This is a genomic window from Nitrospirae bacterium YQR-1 (assembly GCA_039908095.1).
GTDB lineage: Bacteria > Nitrospirota > Thermodesulfovibrionia > Thermodesulfovibrionales > Magnetobacteriaceae > Magnetomonas.
Genome location: JAMOBJ010000001.1, coordinates 277,551 through 294,437, shown reverse-complemented (window position 1 = coordinate 294,437; position 16,887 = coordinate 277,551). Strand labels below are relative to the sequence as shown.

Annotated in this window: 15 protein-coding genes and 1 tRNA gene; 10 read left to right on the top strand and 6 right to left on the bottom strand. The window is 41.4% G+C overall.

Annotated elements, in window-relative coordinates; genetic code table 11:
* Positions 1-11: 11 nt before the first annotated feature.
* From prmC to H7844_01415, 4 genes are all read left to right on the top strand, one after another.
* Positions 12-848 carry a peptide chain release factor N(5)-glutamine methyltransferase gene (gene prmC / locus H7844_01430; GenBank protein ID MEO5355942.1) on the top strand — a complete coding sequence of 279 codons (837 nt, stop codon included), beginning with the start codon at positions 12-14 and terminating at the stop codon, positions 846-848.
* On the top strand, positions 841-2,655 hold the full coding sequence (gene uvrC, locus H7844_01425) for an excinuclease ABC subunit UvrC (GenBank protein MEO5355941.1): 1,815 nt from the start codon (positions 841-843) through the stop codon (positions 2,653-2,655). Before prmC ends, uvrC begins: the two co-directional genes overlap by 8 nt.
* 61 nt (positions 2,656-2,716) lie before the next feature.
* Complete coding sequence (locus tag H7844_01420) at positions 2,717-3,670, top strand: carbohydrate kinase family protein (GenBank protein MEO5355940.1); 954 nt, start codon at positions 2,717-2,719, stop codon at positions 3,668-3,670.
* 78 nt (positions 3,671-3,748) lie between these two features.
* Positions 3,749-3,837: transfer RNA gene (locus tag H7844_01415), tRNA-Ser, on the top strand.
* Between the two features lie 210 nt (positions 3,838-4,047).
* Here the strand turns inward: H7844_01415 and H7844_01410 are convergent.
* Positions 4,048-4,824: a hypothetical protein gene (locus tag H7844_01410; protein ID MEO5355939.1), complete on the bottom strand. Its 777-nt coding sequence runs from the start codon at positions 4,822-4,824 to the stop codon at positions 4,048-4,050.
* 525 nt (positions 4,825-5,349) lie between these two features.
* Between H7844_01410 and H7844_01405 the strand changes: the two genes are divergently transcribed.
* The 4 genes from H7844_01405 (at position 5,350) to H7844_01390 (ending at position 8,749) form a co-directional block, all read left to right on the top strand.
* Complete coding sequence (locus H7844_01405) at positions 5,350-5,778, top strand: hypothetical protein (protein ID MEO5355938.1); 429 nt, start codon at positions 5,350-5,352, stop codon at positions 5,776-5,778.
* Between the two features lie 51 nt (positions 5,779-5,829).
* Complete coding sequence (locus tag H7844_01400) at positions 5,830-6,909, top strand: hypothetical protein (GenBank protein MEO5355937.1); 1,080 nt, start codon at positions 5,830-5,832, stop codon at positions 6,907-6,909.
* A 2-nt stretch (positions 6,910-6,911) separates the two neighbouring features.
* On the top strand, positions 6,912-8,015 hold the full coding sequence (gene phaC, locus H7844_01395) for a class III poly(R)-hydroxyalkanoic acid synthase subunit PhaC (GenBank protein MEO5355936.1): 1,104 nt from the start codon (positions 6,912-6,914) through the stop codon (positions 8,013-8,015).
* A 215-nt stretch (positions 8,016-8,230) separates the two neighbouring features.
* Positions 8,231-8,749: a Uma2 family endonuclease gene (locus H7844_01390; protein MEO5355935.1), complete on the top strand. Its 519-nt coding sequence runs from the start codon at positions 8,231-8,233 to the stop codon at positions 8,747-8,749.
* 38 nt (positions 8,750-8,787) lie between these two features.
* Here the strand turns inward: H7844_01390 and H7844_01385 are convergent, their stop codons facing one another.
* Genes H7844_01385 through H7844_01365 form a run of 5 tightly spaced genes read right to left on the bottom strand, consistent with a single transcriptional unit; the run spans position 8,788 to position 14,187 of the window.
* Positions 8,788-9,954 (bottom strand): hybrid sensor histidine kinase/response regulator, encoded by a 1,167-nt coding sequence (locus H7844_01385; protein MEO5355934.1) that lies wholly within the window; start codon positions 9,952-9,954, stop codon positions 8,788-8,790.
* Entirely contained in the window at positions 9,954-11,672 is a 1,719-nt protein-coding gene (locus H7844_01380) for a hypothetical protein (GenBank protein MEO5355933.1), read from the bottom strand. Before H7844_01380 ends, H7844_01385 begins: the two co-directional genes overlap by 1 nt.
* Positions 11,669-11,824: a hypothetical protein gene (locus H7844_01375; GenBank protein MEO5355932.1), complete on the bottom strand. Its 156-nt coding sequence runs from the start codon at positions 11,822-11,824 to the stop codon at positions 11,669-11,671. The genes H7844_01380 and H7844_01375 overlap by 4 nt, the downstream gene beginning before the upstream one ends.
* Before the next feature lie 46 nt (positions 11,825-11,870).
* Positions 11,871-12,872, bottom strand: a complete 1,002-nt coding sequence (locus H7844_01370; protein ID MEO5355931.1) for a pyruvate kinase — start codon at positions 12,870-12,872, stop codon at positions 11,871-11,873.
* 10 nt (positions 12,873-12,882) lie between these two features.
* Positions 12,883-14,187, bottom strand: coding sequence for an NAD(P)/FAD-dependent oxidoreductase (locus H7844_01365; protein ID MEO5355930.1), 1,305 nt, complete (start codon positions 14,185-14,187; stop codon positions 12,883-12,885).
* A gap of 126 nt (positions 14,188-14,313) precedes the next feature.
* Here H7844_01365 and H7844_01360 point away from each other — a divergent pair, with 126 nt between their 5' ends.
* Positions 14,314-14,700 (top strand): cyclic nucleotide-binding domain-containing protein, encoded by a 387-nt coding sequence (locus H7844_01360; GenBank protein MEO5355929.1) that lies wholly within the window; start codon positions 14,314-14,316, stop codon positions 14,698-14,700.
* A 132-nt stretch (positions 14,701-14,832) separates the two neighbouring features.
* Positions 14,833-16,887 carry a HEAT repeat domain-containing protein gene (locus H7844_01355; protein MEO5355928.1) on the top strand — a complete coding sequence of 685 codons (2,055 nt, stop codon included), beginning with the start codon at positions 14,833-14,835 and terminating at the stop codon, positions 16,885-16,887.

Below are 16,887 nucleotides of genomic sequence, written 5' to 3'. Positions count from 1 at the left end.
GCGGCTCCTGTATGAGAGCAAATGAGGCCATACGAAAACTATCAGCTCAGCTTAAGGGCGCAGGCATAACCGCCTCTGAAAAAGAAGCGGAACTTATCGTTTGTTTTACCCTAAAAACCGGCAAAAACTCCCTTTACAGGGATAACCCTGAAATCACGGAAGACATGTACCAGGATGTTATAACCCGCCGTCTTCTGAGAGAACCCCTGCAGTATATAATCTCAGAGATGGATTTTTTAGACTTAACTTTAAAAGTCGGCCCCGGTGTGCTTATTCCGAGGCCTGAGACAGAGCTTGTCACCGCAGAAACCATCAAACTCTTAAAAGAGATTTTTAATCAGCCCCTTACAATTTTAGACTTATGCACAGGCAGCGGTGCCATTGCACTGAGTCTTGCCAAAGCTCTTTCGGATTCCCTTGTCTGTGGGGTTGATGTATCAGATAAAGCACTAAGTTATGCACGTGAAAATGCCCGCCTCAATGGTATCGGCAATGTGGATTTTCTAAGGGGTAATCTTTTTGAGCCGGTCGGTGGCTTGAAATTTGATTTAATAATCTCAAACCCGCCTTACATAAAAACAGGTGACATCAGCGGACTTGAGCCTGAAATCAGCTGCTATGAGCCGATAGAGGCCCTTGACGGAGGTGCTGACGGACTACTGTTTTACAGAGCAATCCTGAAGCAGGCTAAAAGTCATATGTATCGAGAGAAAGCTCTGATAGTTTTGGAAATTGGATGTGATGAGGCTGCAGGGGTTGAAAAAATTGCCAAAGAAGCCGGTTTTAAAAATATTCACTTCAAAAAAGACTATGCAGGGCTTGAGCGGATGGCTGTTATTTATGAATAAAATTGCAGATAAACTCAGCACTGTGCCGGTTGAGCCGGGGGTGTATCTTTTTAAAAATGAAAAGGAAAGTATCCTGTATGTGGGAAAGGCACGGGTACTGAGAAATCGTCTGCGCAGTTATTTTAATTCAAGTATCAAAAGTGATTTGAGAAAGTCGGCACTTGTCAGAGAGGCCCATGATTTCACTTTTATCGTGACAGAATCCGAGGTGGAAGCGCTTGCTCTTGAGGCCAATCTAATAAAACAACACCGGCCAAAATATAATATCATTCTTAAAGACGACAAAAACTACCCATACCTTAAAATTACCATGACTGAGAAATGGCCTAAAATTGACATTGTGCGCAGGTTTAACCATGACGGCAATGTTTACACAGGGCCTTATGTATCATCCAGGAGCATGAGGGAGACACTTGATTTCATTAAAAAATATTTTCCCATACGAACCTGTAACTATCGTCTTGAGAGCATCAACCGCCCGTGTGTAGATTACCAGATAGGGTACTGCAGTGCGCCGTGTGTGGGGCTCATCAGTAAGGAAGAGTACATGGAGCACGTAAATGAGGCCGTAGAATTTCTAAAGGGTAAAAGACAGTCTTTACTGGATAAACTTACCGAAAAAATGAATGCCTGCTCGGAGGCTTTGCAATATGAGGCCGCCGCCGGATACAGGGATAAGATAAAGGCCATAGCGGCGGCATGGGAGATGCAAAAGGTGGTTGATGTCAACTTTGCCGATATGGACGTTTTAGGCCTTTACCGGACCGGCACGGAGGGGCTCATCAATGTGTTTTTTGTCAGAAACGGCTGTTTAACCGGTGTTAAGGATTTTTATATAAAAGACATTGGCGGAGTTGACGTGAAAGAATTAATTTCCACCTTTATCGAGCAGTTTTATAACAAGGACATATATCCGCCTGGTGAGATAATCGTAAATGAAAAACCTGAGCACAGGGAGACACTTTTGAAGTGGCTTAAAAGAAAGCGCGGCACTGTGGTTAAAATAACAGTACCAAAAGATGTAAAAAGGATAAACCTGCTTAAAATGGCAAATGAAAACGCCGCAACATCTTTTAAGATAAAACAGGGTAACTCGGATGCCTTTATATTGGATGAGCTTAGCTACAGGCTGGGGCTTAGTAAAACACCGTCTTGTGTTGGGGCATTTGATATTTCCACAATATCGGGAAGCGAATCGGTTGGAGCTTTCATATGCTGGCAAGACGGGGGGTTTAATAAAAATCTCTACAGACATGTTAGAATACAGAGTGTAACCGGCGTGGATGACTACTCGATGATGAGGGAAACTTTTGAGCGTGTTGCAAAAAACCTTGGGGCGGATTTCCCTGAGCTTGCAATAATTGACGGAGGGCGCGGGCAGTTGGAGGCGGCTCTTAAGGCGATGAGGGCACTGATTGCTGAGGACATGCCTTACATGGCAGGGGTAACAATTGTTTCAATAGCTAAAAAACCGGACAGAGTGTTTTTTCAGAGCGGTGTCAAAAAACCTTTAAACATAGAAGACGGCTTGCCGTCTTCATTATTTTTAAAGCGGATACGGGATGAGGTACACCGTTTTGCCATAACGTACCACAGAAAACTCAGGGCAAAGAGGCTTGTGGAATCTCCTCTGGAAAGACTCAGGGGAATATCTAAAAAGCACAGGGTAGCTCTTCTTAAGCACTTTGACGGTATTTCCGCCATAAGGGCCGCAACAGTTGAGGAAATTTCACAAATAGAAGGATTTAATAAGAAACTTGCAGAAACTATTATAGAAGGGTTACAAAAAAACAACGAGGTAGCTTAAAATATGCTCAATTAAGGGATTTATGATAAAATGATATGATAATAAAGCAATGGAGGCATGGATGAAAATATTGGTAGCAGGCTCTTTGGCGTTTGACAGGATTATGGATTTTTCCGGGAAGTTTTCCGACCACATAATTGCCGATAAGTTGAAGATATTAAACGTGTGTTTTATGATAAACGGGGTAAGGGAGAATTTTGGCGGCACAGCCGGCAACATCGCCTATACCTTGTCTTTGCTTGATGAGACCCCAACCCTGATTTCTCAGGCCGGACGGGATTTTGAACATTACAAATACAGGCTGCAATCTAACAATATATCAACAGAGCATGTAAAAATATACAAAGAAGAGTTGACAGCCGGAGCTTACATAACCACAGACGCCGATGACAACCAGATAACATCATTTAATCCCGGAGCTATGAAATTTCCATCCACATATGATTTCGACACACTTGAACCCTCAAAGACCTTAGCAATCATAGCCCCCGGAAATCTTGATGACATGTTGAATTTCAGCAGGGTTTATAAACAAAAAGGGATTAAGTATATATTTGACCCCGGGCAATCGCTTCCCGCCTGGAACGGAGAGAACCTGATAGAAATGATAACAGGCTCATTTATTTTCATAAGCAACGACTACGAATTAAACCTTGTGCTGGAAAAAACAGGCAAAACACTCGCAGATTTACTCAAACTCTGCAAAACCGTGATAACCACAAAGAGCGAATACGGCTCAGTAATTCAAACACTTGAGGGTGACGGTGTAAAAACAGAGGATATTCCGATAGTTAAAACCACTACGGTAAGCGACCCAACCGGAGCAGGGGATGCCTACAGGGGCGGCCTTCTGAAAGGATTGGCTTTAGATAAAAACAACCTCAGCTTTGCCTGTAAAATAGGAGCCGCCGCCGCCTCATACTGTGTTGAGGTCTTTGGGCCGCAGAATTTTAAATTTACAAAAGAGGAATTTAACAAGCGCTTTAAACAGACATTTCAATGTAGTGCTTACTAAAACGGTGGTTGCTATTTTTAGATTTAAGATGCTAAACTCTAAGACATTATAGTTACCTGCCGTTAGAGCAGATTAAGTGGAGAGGTGGCCGAGCGGTCGAAGGCAGCCGCCTGCTAAGCGGTTGTGGGGGTAATACTCCACCCAGGGTTCGAATCCCTGCCTCTCCGTTTATTTTTGCACGCTGCTAAACTGCTTGGCTTCGTCTTCAGTGCTCCTATCGCTACTTTCGCTTTGTACTCCTTGCCAAACTTCCGTCTGTTTTTCATCTGTTTCCCTCCAAGAACTTTAACCAATTATACTTTATCTGATTGTCTCATATTTGGGATCCACTATATTATGCAAAACGGAAATAAATGATTGGAATCGTTTGAACATATTTAAATATTCTTTCCCAAAAATTCTTTTAATTCCTCTATTGAACCGGATTTTTTGATAAGATTTTTAAATTCCTCAAGTTTATCTACAGTGGGTACAATCCTAACCATATCCATCAGTTCAAGCCCCTTGGAGCCGAATTTGATTTCAAGCATTCCCTCAATACCTTCAGTTAACCCTTCCAGAAAAATATCACTCTCTCTTACATCAATAGTTATAGGCATCTTACTTACCTCCATTTTTACTTTTGGATACAATTTTCTCAAATCAGACAGATACAGTAACTTTCTGATATAACCCTCACACTCTTTGGGCGGTAATACAGACAATTTTTTAAGAATGTTTTTTATTGTGACATCCACATCATTGGTTTTGCACAGTATCGCCAACACGATATCCTCAGGATCGTCGCCTGCTAAAAGTTGACTGCAATCAATCTCTTTTATATCAATCACCTTATATGAGTATTTAACATATTTATTTTCCATATGACATTTCATATTCAGAGGTTCATTGCCAATATAAAGCACTATTTGTATAGGCAATTTCTTATGTTGGTTAAATATGAATCCCGAATACAAATACATCCGCTCCAACATATTATTCTGATTTCCGCCTTGAATCTCAACCTGAAATAGATTTCCATCAGGTACCTCCAACACAAGGTCTGGTTCTCTTAATTGAATATCAGGAAACTGGACGTCTATAAATTTACAGGTGTCATAACCAGTGAGAATTTTTAAAAACACTCTGGGCATGTCTTTCAAAAGATCTTTCATTGTAACATCAAACTTTTGATGCATATTGCCTCTCTTGCTCACAGGTTTTACAGTAATTATCAGAAAAGTCACTGCAAATTTAGAAAATTCTTTAATCTATTTTAGCATATTTCAAAAATTATTTTTAGCGGCTAAAACTAAACTCAAAACAGAATTAAATTGCCTTTGCAGTAACTCCGCTGACAAAGAACTATATTCCGGCTTCCGCTCGGAATTACAGAAAATCTACCCTCTGTCATTGCCGCCACCAAGCGGCAATCCAGTATTATCTCTGCATCTCCAGATGACAGAAAACTATCTGCCTGAGTTAACTGCATAAGCATTTAAGTTATTGATAAATTTTCTCAAAAATCTCTTTTACCGAAAAACCCTGTTTTCTATATTGGCTTGGCTGTCGTATTGACTTATTGTAGAAAAAAAAATTAGTATATACGTGATTTTGTTTTTTAAAATCTTGAATTGATGTAGATAAAAAATTTTGGTAAGCCTGAGCAAGCGATAAATGGGCAACCACTGGAGGCAGCCATGAATGAAAATTTCATAAAGGACTTGATGTCCCTGTACAGTAATCCGTTATTTAAAGGGGCATTTACGGATTATTTAACAAAAATGCAGCAAGAGGGATTGGAATCAGCACGCCGGTACTGGATGGGAGCTTCTGACAAAAGTGCCCTGTTTAGCGGCGGGGCGGACATATTTGAAAAGATGGTAGATTTCTATTCAGGGCTGGGATTTATCAGCCGTAAGAAATACGATGAGGCCTTGGAGGAAAACGAAAAGCTCAAAAGAGAGAATGCTTTTCTGAAAGAAGTAATACAAAAGATGAACCTAAAGGTCTTTGAAGAGGGTAGCAGGACTTTTCAGGAGACATGGAAAACAGCATTAGACAAACAGCTATCAGTCAGCACGGAATTAGCAAAGTCATTTTTTGAAATGTTAAAGGAAGCAAAATAAAGAGGCGGCACTAAAGCTGCCGGGAATTAAAATGCGAGGAGGACAAATTCTATGCAAGAAAGCTCTTTTTTCTTCGACGCCTTGCTAAAGGCACAGAAGGAATTTATGAACAACTGGACACAAGCTGCCACCAACATGCAAAAGCCTTTTTTTCAAGGTGCAGGACAAAGCACAAATGCTCCACATGATATGTTAAATATGTACAATTCATGGCTTAAAACTGTAGGCGGTTCATTCGATGAAATGATGAAAATGTATCCGTCGGGGTTGGGTAAAGATACGGTATCGAAACTGTTCAGGGGATTTGACGCTTATATGAAGTTTTATGACTTCTGGCAGCCGGTTATAAAGGCTATTCAAGAAAACACTTTTAATCCCGACACCTATAAGGACCTTTTGGATTCATCAAAATACAAGGAGTTGCTTGATAGGGTGCTGGGTTTTGGCGGACCGGAGTCTGCAACAGAGTTTTTCGGCCAGGCATCAGGGTTAATTGAAACATGGGGTGCAGCGGCTCAGAACTTCGTCCACCCATGGATGGACTCAATGCAGAAGAATTTTAACATCGTGCTTGATGCCTCCTCCGCTGCCGATCCAAATGCCAGCATGAACCTGTTCCATAATTTCTACAGCGCATTTGAAAAGACCTTCGGCAAAGTGTTTAAAACTCCGCAAGTTGGTAAGGACAGAGAGAAGCTTGAGCTGCTTATGCGTACTATGGATCTCTACTCGGTCTATATAGCAAAGAACGCCGAGTTTCAGCACAAGATGTACGTAGCCGGTGAGGGCGCCATGCGGAAAGTTATAGAGTCGCTGGCACAGAAAATAAAAGCCGGTGAGGAAATTAAGGGCTATAACGATTTCTATAAAATCTGGGCTGATATTAACGAGGCCGAGTACTTTGAGCTTTTTAACACAGAGGAGTTCTCAACAGTGCAGGGTTCTCTCCTTGAGTCTGCACTTGAATTCAGAAAACAATACCATAAACTCATTGAGCTCAATCTTGCCGACCTGCCTATCCCCGTACGTTCCGAGATGGATGACGTATATAAAACCATCTATGATTTAAAGAAAAGACTGCGGGCCCTTGAGAGAAATGCTAATGTTAAAACCGTAAAGGAGGGTGAATAATAATGAAGGCACCTTTTTTAACTTTTGACACAAAAAACATGACAAAAGAATTATTTGATCTCGGACAGAAAATGATTAAAGGGGCCGAGACAATAATGGGCATTGAAGATATAGACGTTGGGGCAACCCCAAAGGAGCTTGTCTTTCAGCAAGACAAAATGAAGCTCTACCACTACGTGTCGAAAAACAAACCGACTTGCAGTGTGCCGGTTCTGATTGTCTATGCTTTAGTCAATAAAGAGTACATGCTGGACTTACAACCGGACAGAAGTATCGTGAAAAACCTGCTTGACCGCGGCCTTGACCTCTACATAATAGACTGGGGATATCCAACTAAGGCCGACAGATATATCGGCCTTGACGACTACATAAATGTTTATTTACATGATGCCGTGGATTTCATAAGAGAAAGGTCAAATAATGACAAGATTAACCTCATGGGGATATGTCAGGGCGGTACATTTTCAACTATGTTTTCAGCCATATACCCGGAAAAAATTAAGAACCTCATTACCCTTGTAACTCCCATAGATTTTTCCATACAGAAGGGACTGCTCTTTAACTGGTCAAAGAACATAAACCCGGATTCCCTCATTGATGCATACGGTGTGGTGCCCGGAGATTTTCTGAACTCAGGATTTCTTATGCTTATGCCCATTACCCTTAATGTCGGCAAGTACATCGGCATGTTGGATGTTGTGGGGGAAAAGGATAAACTCCTTAATTTCCTCAGGATGGAAAAGTGGATATTTGACAGCCCCGACCAGGCAGGGGAGTGTCTAAGACAATTTATTAAAGACATGTACCAGGGCAACAAACTTGCCTCAGGTGGCTTAAAGATAGGTGAAAAGGACGTCAACCTTAAAAAGATAACGATGCCTCTTTTGAATATTTATGCAAGCGGAGACCATATAGTTCCCCCTGCCGCCACCAAGCCTCTTAATGATCTCGTAAGCAGCACGGACAAGGAGCTGTACGAGTTTAAGGGCGGCCACATCGGCGTCTTTGTTGGAGCTAAATCACAGAAAGAATTAGCTCCTGCAATTTCCGAGTGGTTACACAAAAGAGCAGACGGCAAACCTCACAAAAAAGCCGCCGCTAAGTAAAACCCTGTTCACAGACTGTATTGATAATCTAAAGGGGAAGGACATAAGTCCTTCCCCTTTATGCATCTTTTACCAAGTTGCATTCAATCGTCTAATTTCGTTGACTTCGTCAAAAGTACTAAACTTTCTCCCAGCCGCCTGTGTTTACTTCTGACTGCAACTTGGGATCATAGTGAATTGTTGACAAAACTGCTGCTTTAGCGTTACTTTATGATATGAAAGCGGGAACTATTGAAAGTGACTTAGACTTAACGGAAATCATCAACGGAGAGGAAATCATGGGGCCTAGTCCATTTGGACACCATCAGAGAATTGTCGGCACACTGCAGGATATTATACGTCAACATATCAAAGTGACAAAGTCGGGTGAGGTTTTTTTATCTCCGCTTGATGTAATCCTTGAGGAAGGTATTAACAGGGTCCAACCCGATATACTTTTTATAAGAACAGAGAACATGGGTATTTTTCAGGATTGGGTAAGAGGTGTACCCGATATGGTATGTGAAGTAATCTCACCGGGAACATACGAAAAAGATACCGCCGTTAAAAGGTCTATCTACGAAAAGTATAGAGTGCCGGAGTACTGGATAGTTCTACCTGAGTCTAAAACTGTCGAAATATTAACCATCGATGGTGATAATTATAAACTGCATTCCTTTGCAGCACTTGACGGCGTTGTTACGTCTAAAGCCATAGAAGGGCTTGAAGTTAACATCAGGGATATATTCGAATAACTTGTGTTACAAAATTATCTCCGCCTATATAATAATTACTATATAACAATTTTAAACTCGGCGCCGCCCTCAATATTTTGATAAAGGAGTTTGCCGTGCATATTTTTTTCAATAAAATTTTTTGCTACAAAAAGCCCCAGCCCTGTGCCGTTACTTCCTTCTTTTGATGTAAAATAAGGTTCGCAAATTCGTTCTATAATACCTGGGGCTATGCCCCCTCCATTGTCGGCTACAGACAGCACAGAGTTTTCACCATCCTTGTACAATTGTACTCTTATTAAAGGATTTTCCGGTTTGTGTTCTATTATGGCATCTTTGGCGTTGTTTAATAAATTAATCAGCACCTGACTGTACTGCCCGACAAAACCAGATATTATTATATTTTCGGCAGGATACTCAGATTCAATACTGATGCCGTCATATTTGAATATGGGCTCAATGAGAGCTACGGTTTTTTCAACTATTTCCCGCAAGTCAAAAGGCTCATTGGTCAATGATGACTTTGTATATCTTCTGAACTCATCAATGGTGTCAGACATTTCAGTCAGTGTTCTCATGCTCTTTTCGATATTTACAGCCAGATACTCACGTGTTAATTCACCGCTGTCGTAGGCATCCAGCAGGTCTTGTATGAGAAGGCCGATTATGTTTATGGGTTGACGCCAGTGGTGCGCTATCTGCATTATCAGCTCTCCCATTGAGGCCAGCCGCGACTGCTGAATCATCATGAAGTCCTTTTGTCTGTTTAACCGCAACTCCTCTTGCACCCGCTCTATCAGAGAGTTGTTTAAGTCACGCAACTCTTTTTCCCTGTCGCAGAGTTTAAGATACAGGGATATCTTATTTAACAATTGATCGTCATTGACAGGCTTGGTAAGATAGTCAACCGCACCGGTTCTGTATCCTTTTTTGATGAACTCATCGGATTTAAACACAGCTGTTAAAAATATTATCGGGATGTCTTTAGTGCGTTTATTTGATTTTAAGAGCTCTGCCAACTCAAAACCATCCATCTCCGGCATCTGTACATCTAAAAGAATAATATCAATGTCCACGGCAATTAAAATATCCAACGCGGCGTGCCCGGACTGTGCTTTTAATACGCGGCAGTTGTTTATCTCTGATAATAACACCTCAAGTGAAAACAGATTATTTTCATTGTCGTCAACACAGAGAATTTTATGTATGAATTTTAGTTGAGCCATTAGTTTATTCTTTCCATTTTTGACATCATCGGAAATTGTTTTTTGAATATTCTTGATTTAGCGTCATAGGGCTTAAAGTATATATCTCCTCCATTGTGACGTATGTTTTCACTTTCACCTAAAACCAAAAATCCACTCATGTCAAGGGAATCGTTAAAAAGCTTTAAAACCAGGCCCTGAAGTTTCAAATCGAAATAGATAAGCACATTTCTGCAAAGTATAAGCTGAAACTCATTAAAGACACCGTCTGTTGTAAGGTTGTGATTAAAAAACAGGATTTTTTCCCGCAGATTATCATTTATTTTCATAAACAACCCATAAAGGGAGAAATTCCCTCTGAAAGAGGCTGTTCCCCCTGCTGCATTATAGTTTTGTTCACTGATTTTTAAAGATTCCATAGGAAAAAGACCGTTTTTAGCCTGTTCTATAATTATTGGATTAAAATCGGTTGCAAATATCTGGCATCTGCTGAGTATTCCTATATCATTAAGCAGTATTGCCATGGAGTAGGGCTCCTCACCGGTTGCACAACCGGCACACCATATCTTTATATGGTGATATGTTTGAAGGTATGGCAAAATTTCGTTTCTTATAATCTTATAGGTTTCAGGGTTTCTGAAAAAAGATGTTACATTAATTGAAAAATCAAAAAATAACCTCCTGAACATATCTTTATAAGATAAAACAGCCGCTCTGAAGTCATAAAAAGAAGCGATCCTTTCTTTAGCCATTGCAGTTGCTATTCGCCGCTTTATGCTTTCAATCTGATAGAGTGTAAAATCATATCCATATGTCTTATGTATATCTTTTAAAAATGCGTTTAGCTCACCATCACCATAGCCGGTATCGGACCCTAAACCTTTAAGGTAACCAATTATTCCATCTATCGGTAATATGTAGTCGTAATTTCCTGTTTTTACAGCATTTAACGGCATATCCTTAGCCTCACAATCCTCAGGGTCCTCTATTATAACTGTTGAGCAGTTATTTTTCAATTCAGAAAGCGACGTTGAACCGTCTTTGCCGTGCCCACAGAGTAAAACAGCAAGAAACTCCTCCTGGTAACACAACGACAGGGTTCTGAAAAGCTCATCAACAGAGGGCCTTGCAAAGTGTACTTTTTTTTCTCTTGTCAGATAAATATACTCTCCCACTACGATAGTGTGATAGCCCGGAGGGGCTAAATATATCGTTTTTGCTTTAACCATCGTATCGTTTTGTGCATATACAACTTCATAACCGGTAAAACTTTGAAAGAGTTTTTCTGCCTCAGCGGGCATAGCTTCATTTACGTGTTGTACAATAAAAAATGTGAGATTTTTAACCGGAATTTCCTGAAGTATTTTTTTTATTTTGTCAAAACTACCTGAAGAGCCTCCAAGTGCTATCACCTTTATTGCCTTTTGGGATAAAAGGCTCAGGTCGTCTTTGTTTTCAGCAATCAGCGTATTTTTTATGTTGAGCCTCATCAGGTATGAGGTGAGTACTCTTTTGAAAACCAATATTTTAAGTCCAACACTGCCGTATCGTTCATGCAGGCTGTATAGACGTTCAATCACTTTTGCGCTAAGTACTTCCGCATCGGAAAAGGTTATTTCAATTCCTCTGTAGGTTTTTTCCGTTAATTTTATAAAAAGAGATATATCCTCTTTAGATGATAAATCACCCATTATGAATAATTTAAGGTTACCGTTTATTATTTGGTCGGCTATGTTCATTTAGTTGCTGATGTAATTAAGCTTGCTAATAAAAGGCGGGATTGTGTTTTTGCGGCTGTGTCATAATTGTTTGAGCTTGCTGACAGAAGTTTTTCAAATAAAGCTATATGCTTGTTGGTATTAGTATTTTTGATATTAATTTCTTGTTCCATATTCAGCTTCCGCAGCGCAAAATAGCTTTTTCAGGCACAATCTCTTTTACTTCCTCTGAACTCTGTTATATACTTCTTTAGCGATAGACATTATATAATTGACAGCGATGGCAGGGTTAATACCGACAGCGGTTTCATCTGACAGTATAAAACCGTCAATACCGCTCTCGATGGCCACAACAACGTCAGTGAGTTCCGCTCTGAAGGGCACTTCTCTTGAGATAAGAGAAAACATAACCTCACCGGCCAGCAAAACAGGCTTTCCTGCTGCTTTTGCAGCTGCCGTTATATCCCTGACAACATATGGGAGTGAGGCATGAGGAACCTCAACGCCAAGGTCTCCCCTTGCGATGCATATTGCATCTGAGTGGCCGCAGATTTCCGTGACGTTTTTAACCGCATACATCGACTCCACCTTTGACACTATCGGGACGTTAAAGCCTGCTGCTTTTGAGGCTTCCCTTAGTGCAGTGATATCCTCCTTAGTCTCAACGTATGAAAAGTAAAGAAAATCGATGCCGGCTGAGGATACTTCAGACAAATCCTCCGTATCCTTGTCAGTGAGGGGTGGAAGGTTTAGTGCAATGCCCGGCAGGTTGAGTCCGGCGCGGCTTGTGAGCTGCCCGCCTTTTATGACTCTGCAGGTGATAGCTTCTTTTGTGAGGTCTGTGACTGTAAGAGTGATTGCACCGTCATCAAGTAAAATCTTAGTTCCGGGTGCGGGCAAAGCGGCAATTTGCGGGTAATTTATGCACACGCCGGTGGCGCCGCCTGTAAATTCTGTTTCTGAGGGAATCAGTGTGAGCAGGGAATCCGCAGTCAGGTGGATAGGTTTTTCAATGGGGCCTATTCTGAGCTTTCTGCCTTTGATATCGGCGCCGATTCTTACAGTTGAAGAGATATTTCTTATAACATCAATTAACCCCGCCATCTCACCGGGTGCAACATAAGACATATTTAAACGAAACGCCGTAACGCCTGCTTTAATCAGCTCTCTAAGTGTGCCTTCATTTTTGCTTTTAGGCCCTATGGTTGCATGGATTTCCAAAATTTCAGAGTCAAGTGCTGCTACGGGGAGGCTTCTTCTGTTTAGGGGCCGGGAAAATCAGCCTTATCGCCCGCTCAAAGAACACATAATCAACCGCCCAGTTAATCAACACCATGAGCCGGTTTCTAAAGCCGATAAGATTCATAAGATGAATGACAAGCCAAATTATCCATGCAAAGAAACCGGTAAAGGTTTTTTTACCGATAAGAGCAACGGCTGAATTGCGTCCTATTGTAACCATAGCCCCCCTGTCTTTATAGGTAAAGTTCTCAAGCGGCTTTTCAGTTATAGCGGCCATTATATTTTTAGCGGCTAACACCCCCTGTTGTATGGCAACAGGGGCTGTCATCGGCAATTGGCGTCTGCCCTCATCTATGGAGGACACATCACCGATAGCAAAAACCTCGGGATAGGACTCAAGTGCCAGTGTGGGCAGCACCTTTACCAAATTGTTGCGGGTTGTGGGTAATCCCCATTTCTCTGTAATCGGGTCTGCACACACCCCGGCAGTCCAAAGCACTGTTTCAGTGGGAATCACTCCCTTGTCTTTCAGGTGAACGGTCTGTTCAGTAACATGAGAGACAAAGGTCTGAAGCATTATCTCAACCCCCATACGGCTGAGTCTGCCCTGGGCATAGTCTCTGAGATTTTTTGGAAACGACACAAGCAATGAGTTTGCCGCCTCTATCAGTATCACATGGACGTAGTTGAAGTCTATGTTGGGAAAATCCTTTTTAAACGGCCCGTGAATCAACTCGGCAAGCGCTCCCGAGAATTCAACACCGGTTGGCCCCCCTCCAACCACGGTAAACGTAAGCAGGCTCTGCTTATGTGCTTCAGTGATTTTCCTTGAGGCCAGCTCAAAGCAGTTTAATATGTGGCTTCTTAACTCAACCCCCTGTTGAAGGTTTTTAAGCTGAAAAGCATATTGCTCTGCTCCCGGTGTCTCAAAAAATTGCGTTATCGTGCCGGTTGCAAGCACAAGGTAGTCATAGTGAATGGCATAATCACAGCTTTTCACTATTTTATTTGAAAAATCTATTTTTTCAATATCAGCCAAAATAAACTTTATATTGGAATAATTTCTTATTATGCTTCTTACAGGATAGACAATATCTTCGGGCTCAAGCTCTGCAGCGGCTACCTGGTAAAGAAGTGGGAAAAAAGTGTGGTAGTTGTTTCTGTCAATAAGCAAAACATCAACATTTTTCTTAGCAAGGCTCTTTGCCGCCCAGAGACCCCCAAAACCTGCCCCCACTATGACAACACGCTTACGCCCCGATGCTTCCTTTTGTATATTTGCCGGTCTGTCCATACTTATACTCGATACAATAATATACAAAACTTTGTTATTATATCAACCATTGTTTTAATTTTCTGCAGACATATGATAAAATAGTAATGCTTAATAGTGGATAGTGCCTGCAAGAGGAAGGAGAGCATGAGAAGAATAGCTATAAAAGAGTCATACAAGGACGGACAGGTAATATTTAAAGAGACTAGCTATGGTGAGGGTACTTATGTGATACTTTCCGGTAAAGTACAAATTGTCAAAAAGATAAATAACGCCAATGTGGTGATAGCGACTCTTGAAAAAGGCGATTATTTTGGCGAAATGAGTTATCTAGACAGACAACCCCGCTCAGCTTCAGCCATAGCCGTGGGTGATGTGCAGTGCGGACTTCTTGATAAAAATTTTTTAGAAGAAGAAATCAATAAAACATCTGAGGAGTTTCGCCTGATATTAACTACTTTGGTAGAAAGACTTAGACAGACTACGTCTCAGCTGGTATCGCTTACATCGGAAAACCATATTTTAAAAAAATAAGTTAGAGGCTGCAATTGCTGAAATTGCCGCCGTTGTGTGGTTTAAACAGACAGCGCTTTAAATGGTGTTGAATACTTTTAAGAGCGGGAGTTTATTTAGAAATGCAGTCTTCTATAGGGTCTAACAGGCAGTATGTTTGAAGGAATAAGGATAAAGAAAATTCTTGTCAGACTTGAGGAGGCAAAGACTGAGGATGATCAAATCAAGGCTATTGATGATCTGATATCTTTTGGAAGCGCAGCTTTTATTCGAGTTGTTGATATTTTCAGAAACAGGAAAATCAATTATGAACGATTCCACTATATAGCACAGAAGATATGTGACGAAACGTGCCTTTACGAGGTGTTGCCATTAATTGGTGACAGGCAAAGCGATGTCAGAATGGTAGCAAAAGAATTAATACTGAAAAAGTGGAAGGAACAGTCAATCCCTTTTCTTATCGAGTACCTAAAATCGCCGGATATGACAACCCGCTCAAATGCCACAGAGTTGTTAGGTGTTATAAAGAGCCAGCAGGCTGTACCAAAACTTGTACTTATCTTTAGCGAGTGTGACGCCGAAACAAAGAAAAATATAATAAAAATATTATCTGAAACCGGAGGCCCTACAGCATCAAAGGTTATAATAGGGGCGCTTAACGATAGCACAATTTCTGTAAAAGTGGCGGCTGTAAGAGCCCTGGGTGCTATGAAAGAGCGCGATGCAGTGATGCAATTAGTTGATAAGCTCTCAGAAGATGATTCTCTGATAAGACGAGCTACTTTAGAGGCGCTTGGTTCAATCGGGGACAAACGTGCAGCATACCCTATGCTTTCCATGCTCAGGGACCACGATATGATGATCAGGCAAAAGGCCGTTGATTACATCCTCCAGGTGGCGGACGCCGATGTTATTCCTGATGTAATCGGTCTAATGCGAGATAAGGACGTAAATGTGAGGCGCTGTGCAGTGGATGTTTTAAACGGCCTCAGAGACCAAAGAACCTCAGAAGTGCTGCTTAAAGCCATGAAAGACTCCGACTGGTGGGTGCGTCAAATTGCAACCGATGCACTGTCGGAGCTAAAGGGCGAAAATATAGTTAAGTTCTTTATTATTATGCTGAAGGATGCCGGAGATGAAAGCATGAGGCGTCTTGCTGCTGAGTTTTTTTCCAGAGTTCCTGACGAATCTGCACTAGAGCCTTTAATTAAGGCACTTGACGATACAGATTGGTGGGTTAGGGAAAAAGCAGTGGCGGCATTAGGAACGCTGAAAAACCCCCGTGCCATCGAACCCCTTTCAAAAATGATGGATGATGAAGAAATAAAAGGTGTTATACCGGATGCTCTTTTAAAAATCGGTGGAAAAGATGTTATTCCTCCGCTTCTGACACTAATGAATGACAGGCAGAAGCGTGTACGCGTAGAGGCTCTGAGAGCGCTGGGTAAACTTAGAATGCCTGAAACTGTTCCTCAAATTAAGGAACTGCTTAATGCCGATGATGATGATGTAAAAATGGAAGCCGTGGAGGCCTTAAAGAAAATAACCGGTAAAGTATTTAAAGCCGGTGACGCCAGATCGATGGATAGCGGCGCTATCGGAACCAGAACAATTATGGGTCATATCCTTCCTGAGGGCTCAATCCAGACAGAGACAATTCTTGTTCTGGATTTATGTAACTCAACAGGCATTGCAAATATGTACGGTGACCAATTTGCACTTAATTTGACTAAAACACTCACAGAGAAAGTCAAACCTATCTCAAAGCGGCAGCAAGCACAATTTTTAAAAAGCACAGGAGACGGATTTCTCATAACTTTCCCGAAAGTTAAAAACGCTGTTACTTTTGCTTTCGATCTTCTCAGGGAAATTGCTAAGTACAACGAGGCTGCTCAGGAATCTGCTCATATAGACCTGCGTTTTGCTATTAATTTGGGTGAGACCAGAACTGATGCCAAGGGAGACAGACTGGGTGTTGCCACTAATATGACTTTTCGGGTGGAGGGTGTAAAAGCAGCAGATTTAGTTCCCATGGAGGGCGGCATGAAGCCTGGTGATATGCCTCTTGTAAACAGAGTTTTTGTTACTGAGCACGTCATCGAGGAGGCTAAAAAAATGGATGGAATTAAAATTCAGCCGGTCGGTTTCTTTGAGCTCAAAGGTATTTCCGGACTTCATAAAGTATTTGAACTTAAATATACTGGTTAG

Bases quoted from the DNA above. Each gene is read 5' to 3' on its own strand.
- prmC (MEO5355942.1), top strand. From the start codon at position 12: ATGAGAGCAAATGAGGCCATACGAAAACTATCAGCTCAGCTTAAGGGC.
- uvrC (MEO5355941.1), top strand. From the start codon at position 841: ATGAATAAAATTGCAGATAAACTCAGCACTGTGCCGGTTGAGCCGGGG.
- H7844_01420 (MEO5355940.1), top strand. From the start codon at position 2,717: ATGAAAATATTGGTAGCAGGCTCTTTGGCGTTTGACAGGATTATGGAT.
- H7844_01410 (MEO5355939.1), bottom strand. From the start codon at position 4,824: ATGAAAGATCTTTTGAAAGACATGCCCAGAGTGTTTTTAAAAATTCTC.
- H7844_01405 (MEO5355938.1), top strand. From the start codon at position 5,350: ATGAATGAAAATTTCATAAAGGACTTGATGTCCCTGTACAGTAATCCG.
- H7844_01400 (MEO5355937.1), top strand. From the start codon at position 5,830: ATGCAAGAAAGCTCTTTTTTCTTCGACGCCTTGCTAAAGGCACAGAAG.
- phaC (MEO5355936.1), top strand. From the start codon at position 6,912: ATGAAGGCACCTTTTTTAACTTTTGACACAAAAAACATGACAAAAGAA.
- H7844_01390 (MEO5355935.1), top strand. From the start codon at position 8,231: ATGAAAGCGGGAACTATTGAAAGTGACTTAGACTTAACGGAAATCATC.
- H7844_01385 (MEO5355934.1), bottom strand. From the start codon at position 9,954: ATGGCTCAACTAAAATTCATACATAAAATTCTCTGTGTTGACGACAAT.
- H7844_01380 (MEO5355933.1), bottom strand. From the start codon at position 11,672: ATGAACATAGCCGACCAAATAATAAACGGTAACCTTAAATTATTCATA.
- H7844_01375 (MEO5355932.1), bottom strand. From the start codon at position 11,824: ATGGAACAAGAAATTAATATCAAAAATACTAATACCAACAAGCATATA.
- H7844_01365 (MEO5355930.1), bottom strand. From the start codon at position 14,187: ATGGACAGACCGGCAAATATACAAAAGGAAGCATCGGGGCGTAAGCGT.
- H7844_01360 (MEO5355929.1), top strand. From the start codon at position 14,314: ATGAGAAGAATAGCTATAAAAGAGTCATACAAGGACGGACAGGTAATA.
- H7844_01355 (MEO5355928.1), top strand. From the start codon at position 14,833: ATGTTTGAAGGAATAAGGATAAAGAAAATTCTTGTCAGACTTGAGGAG.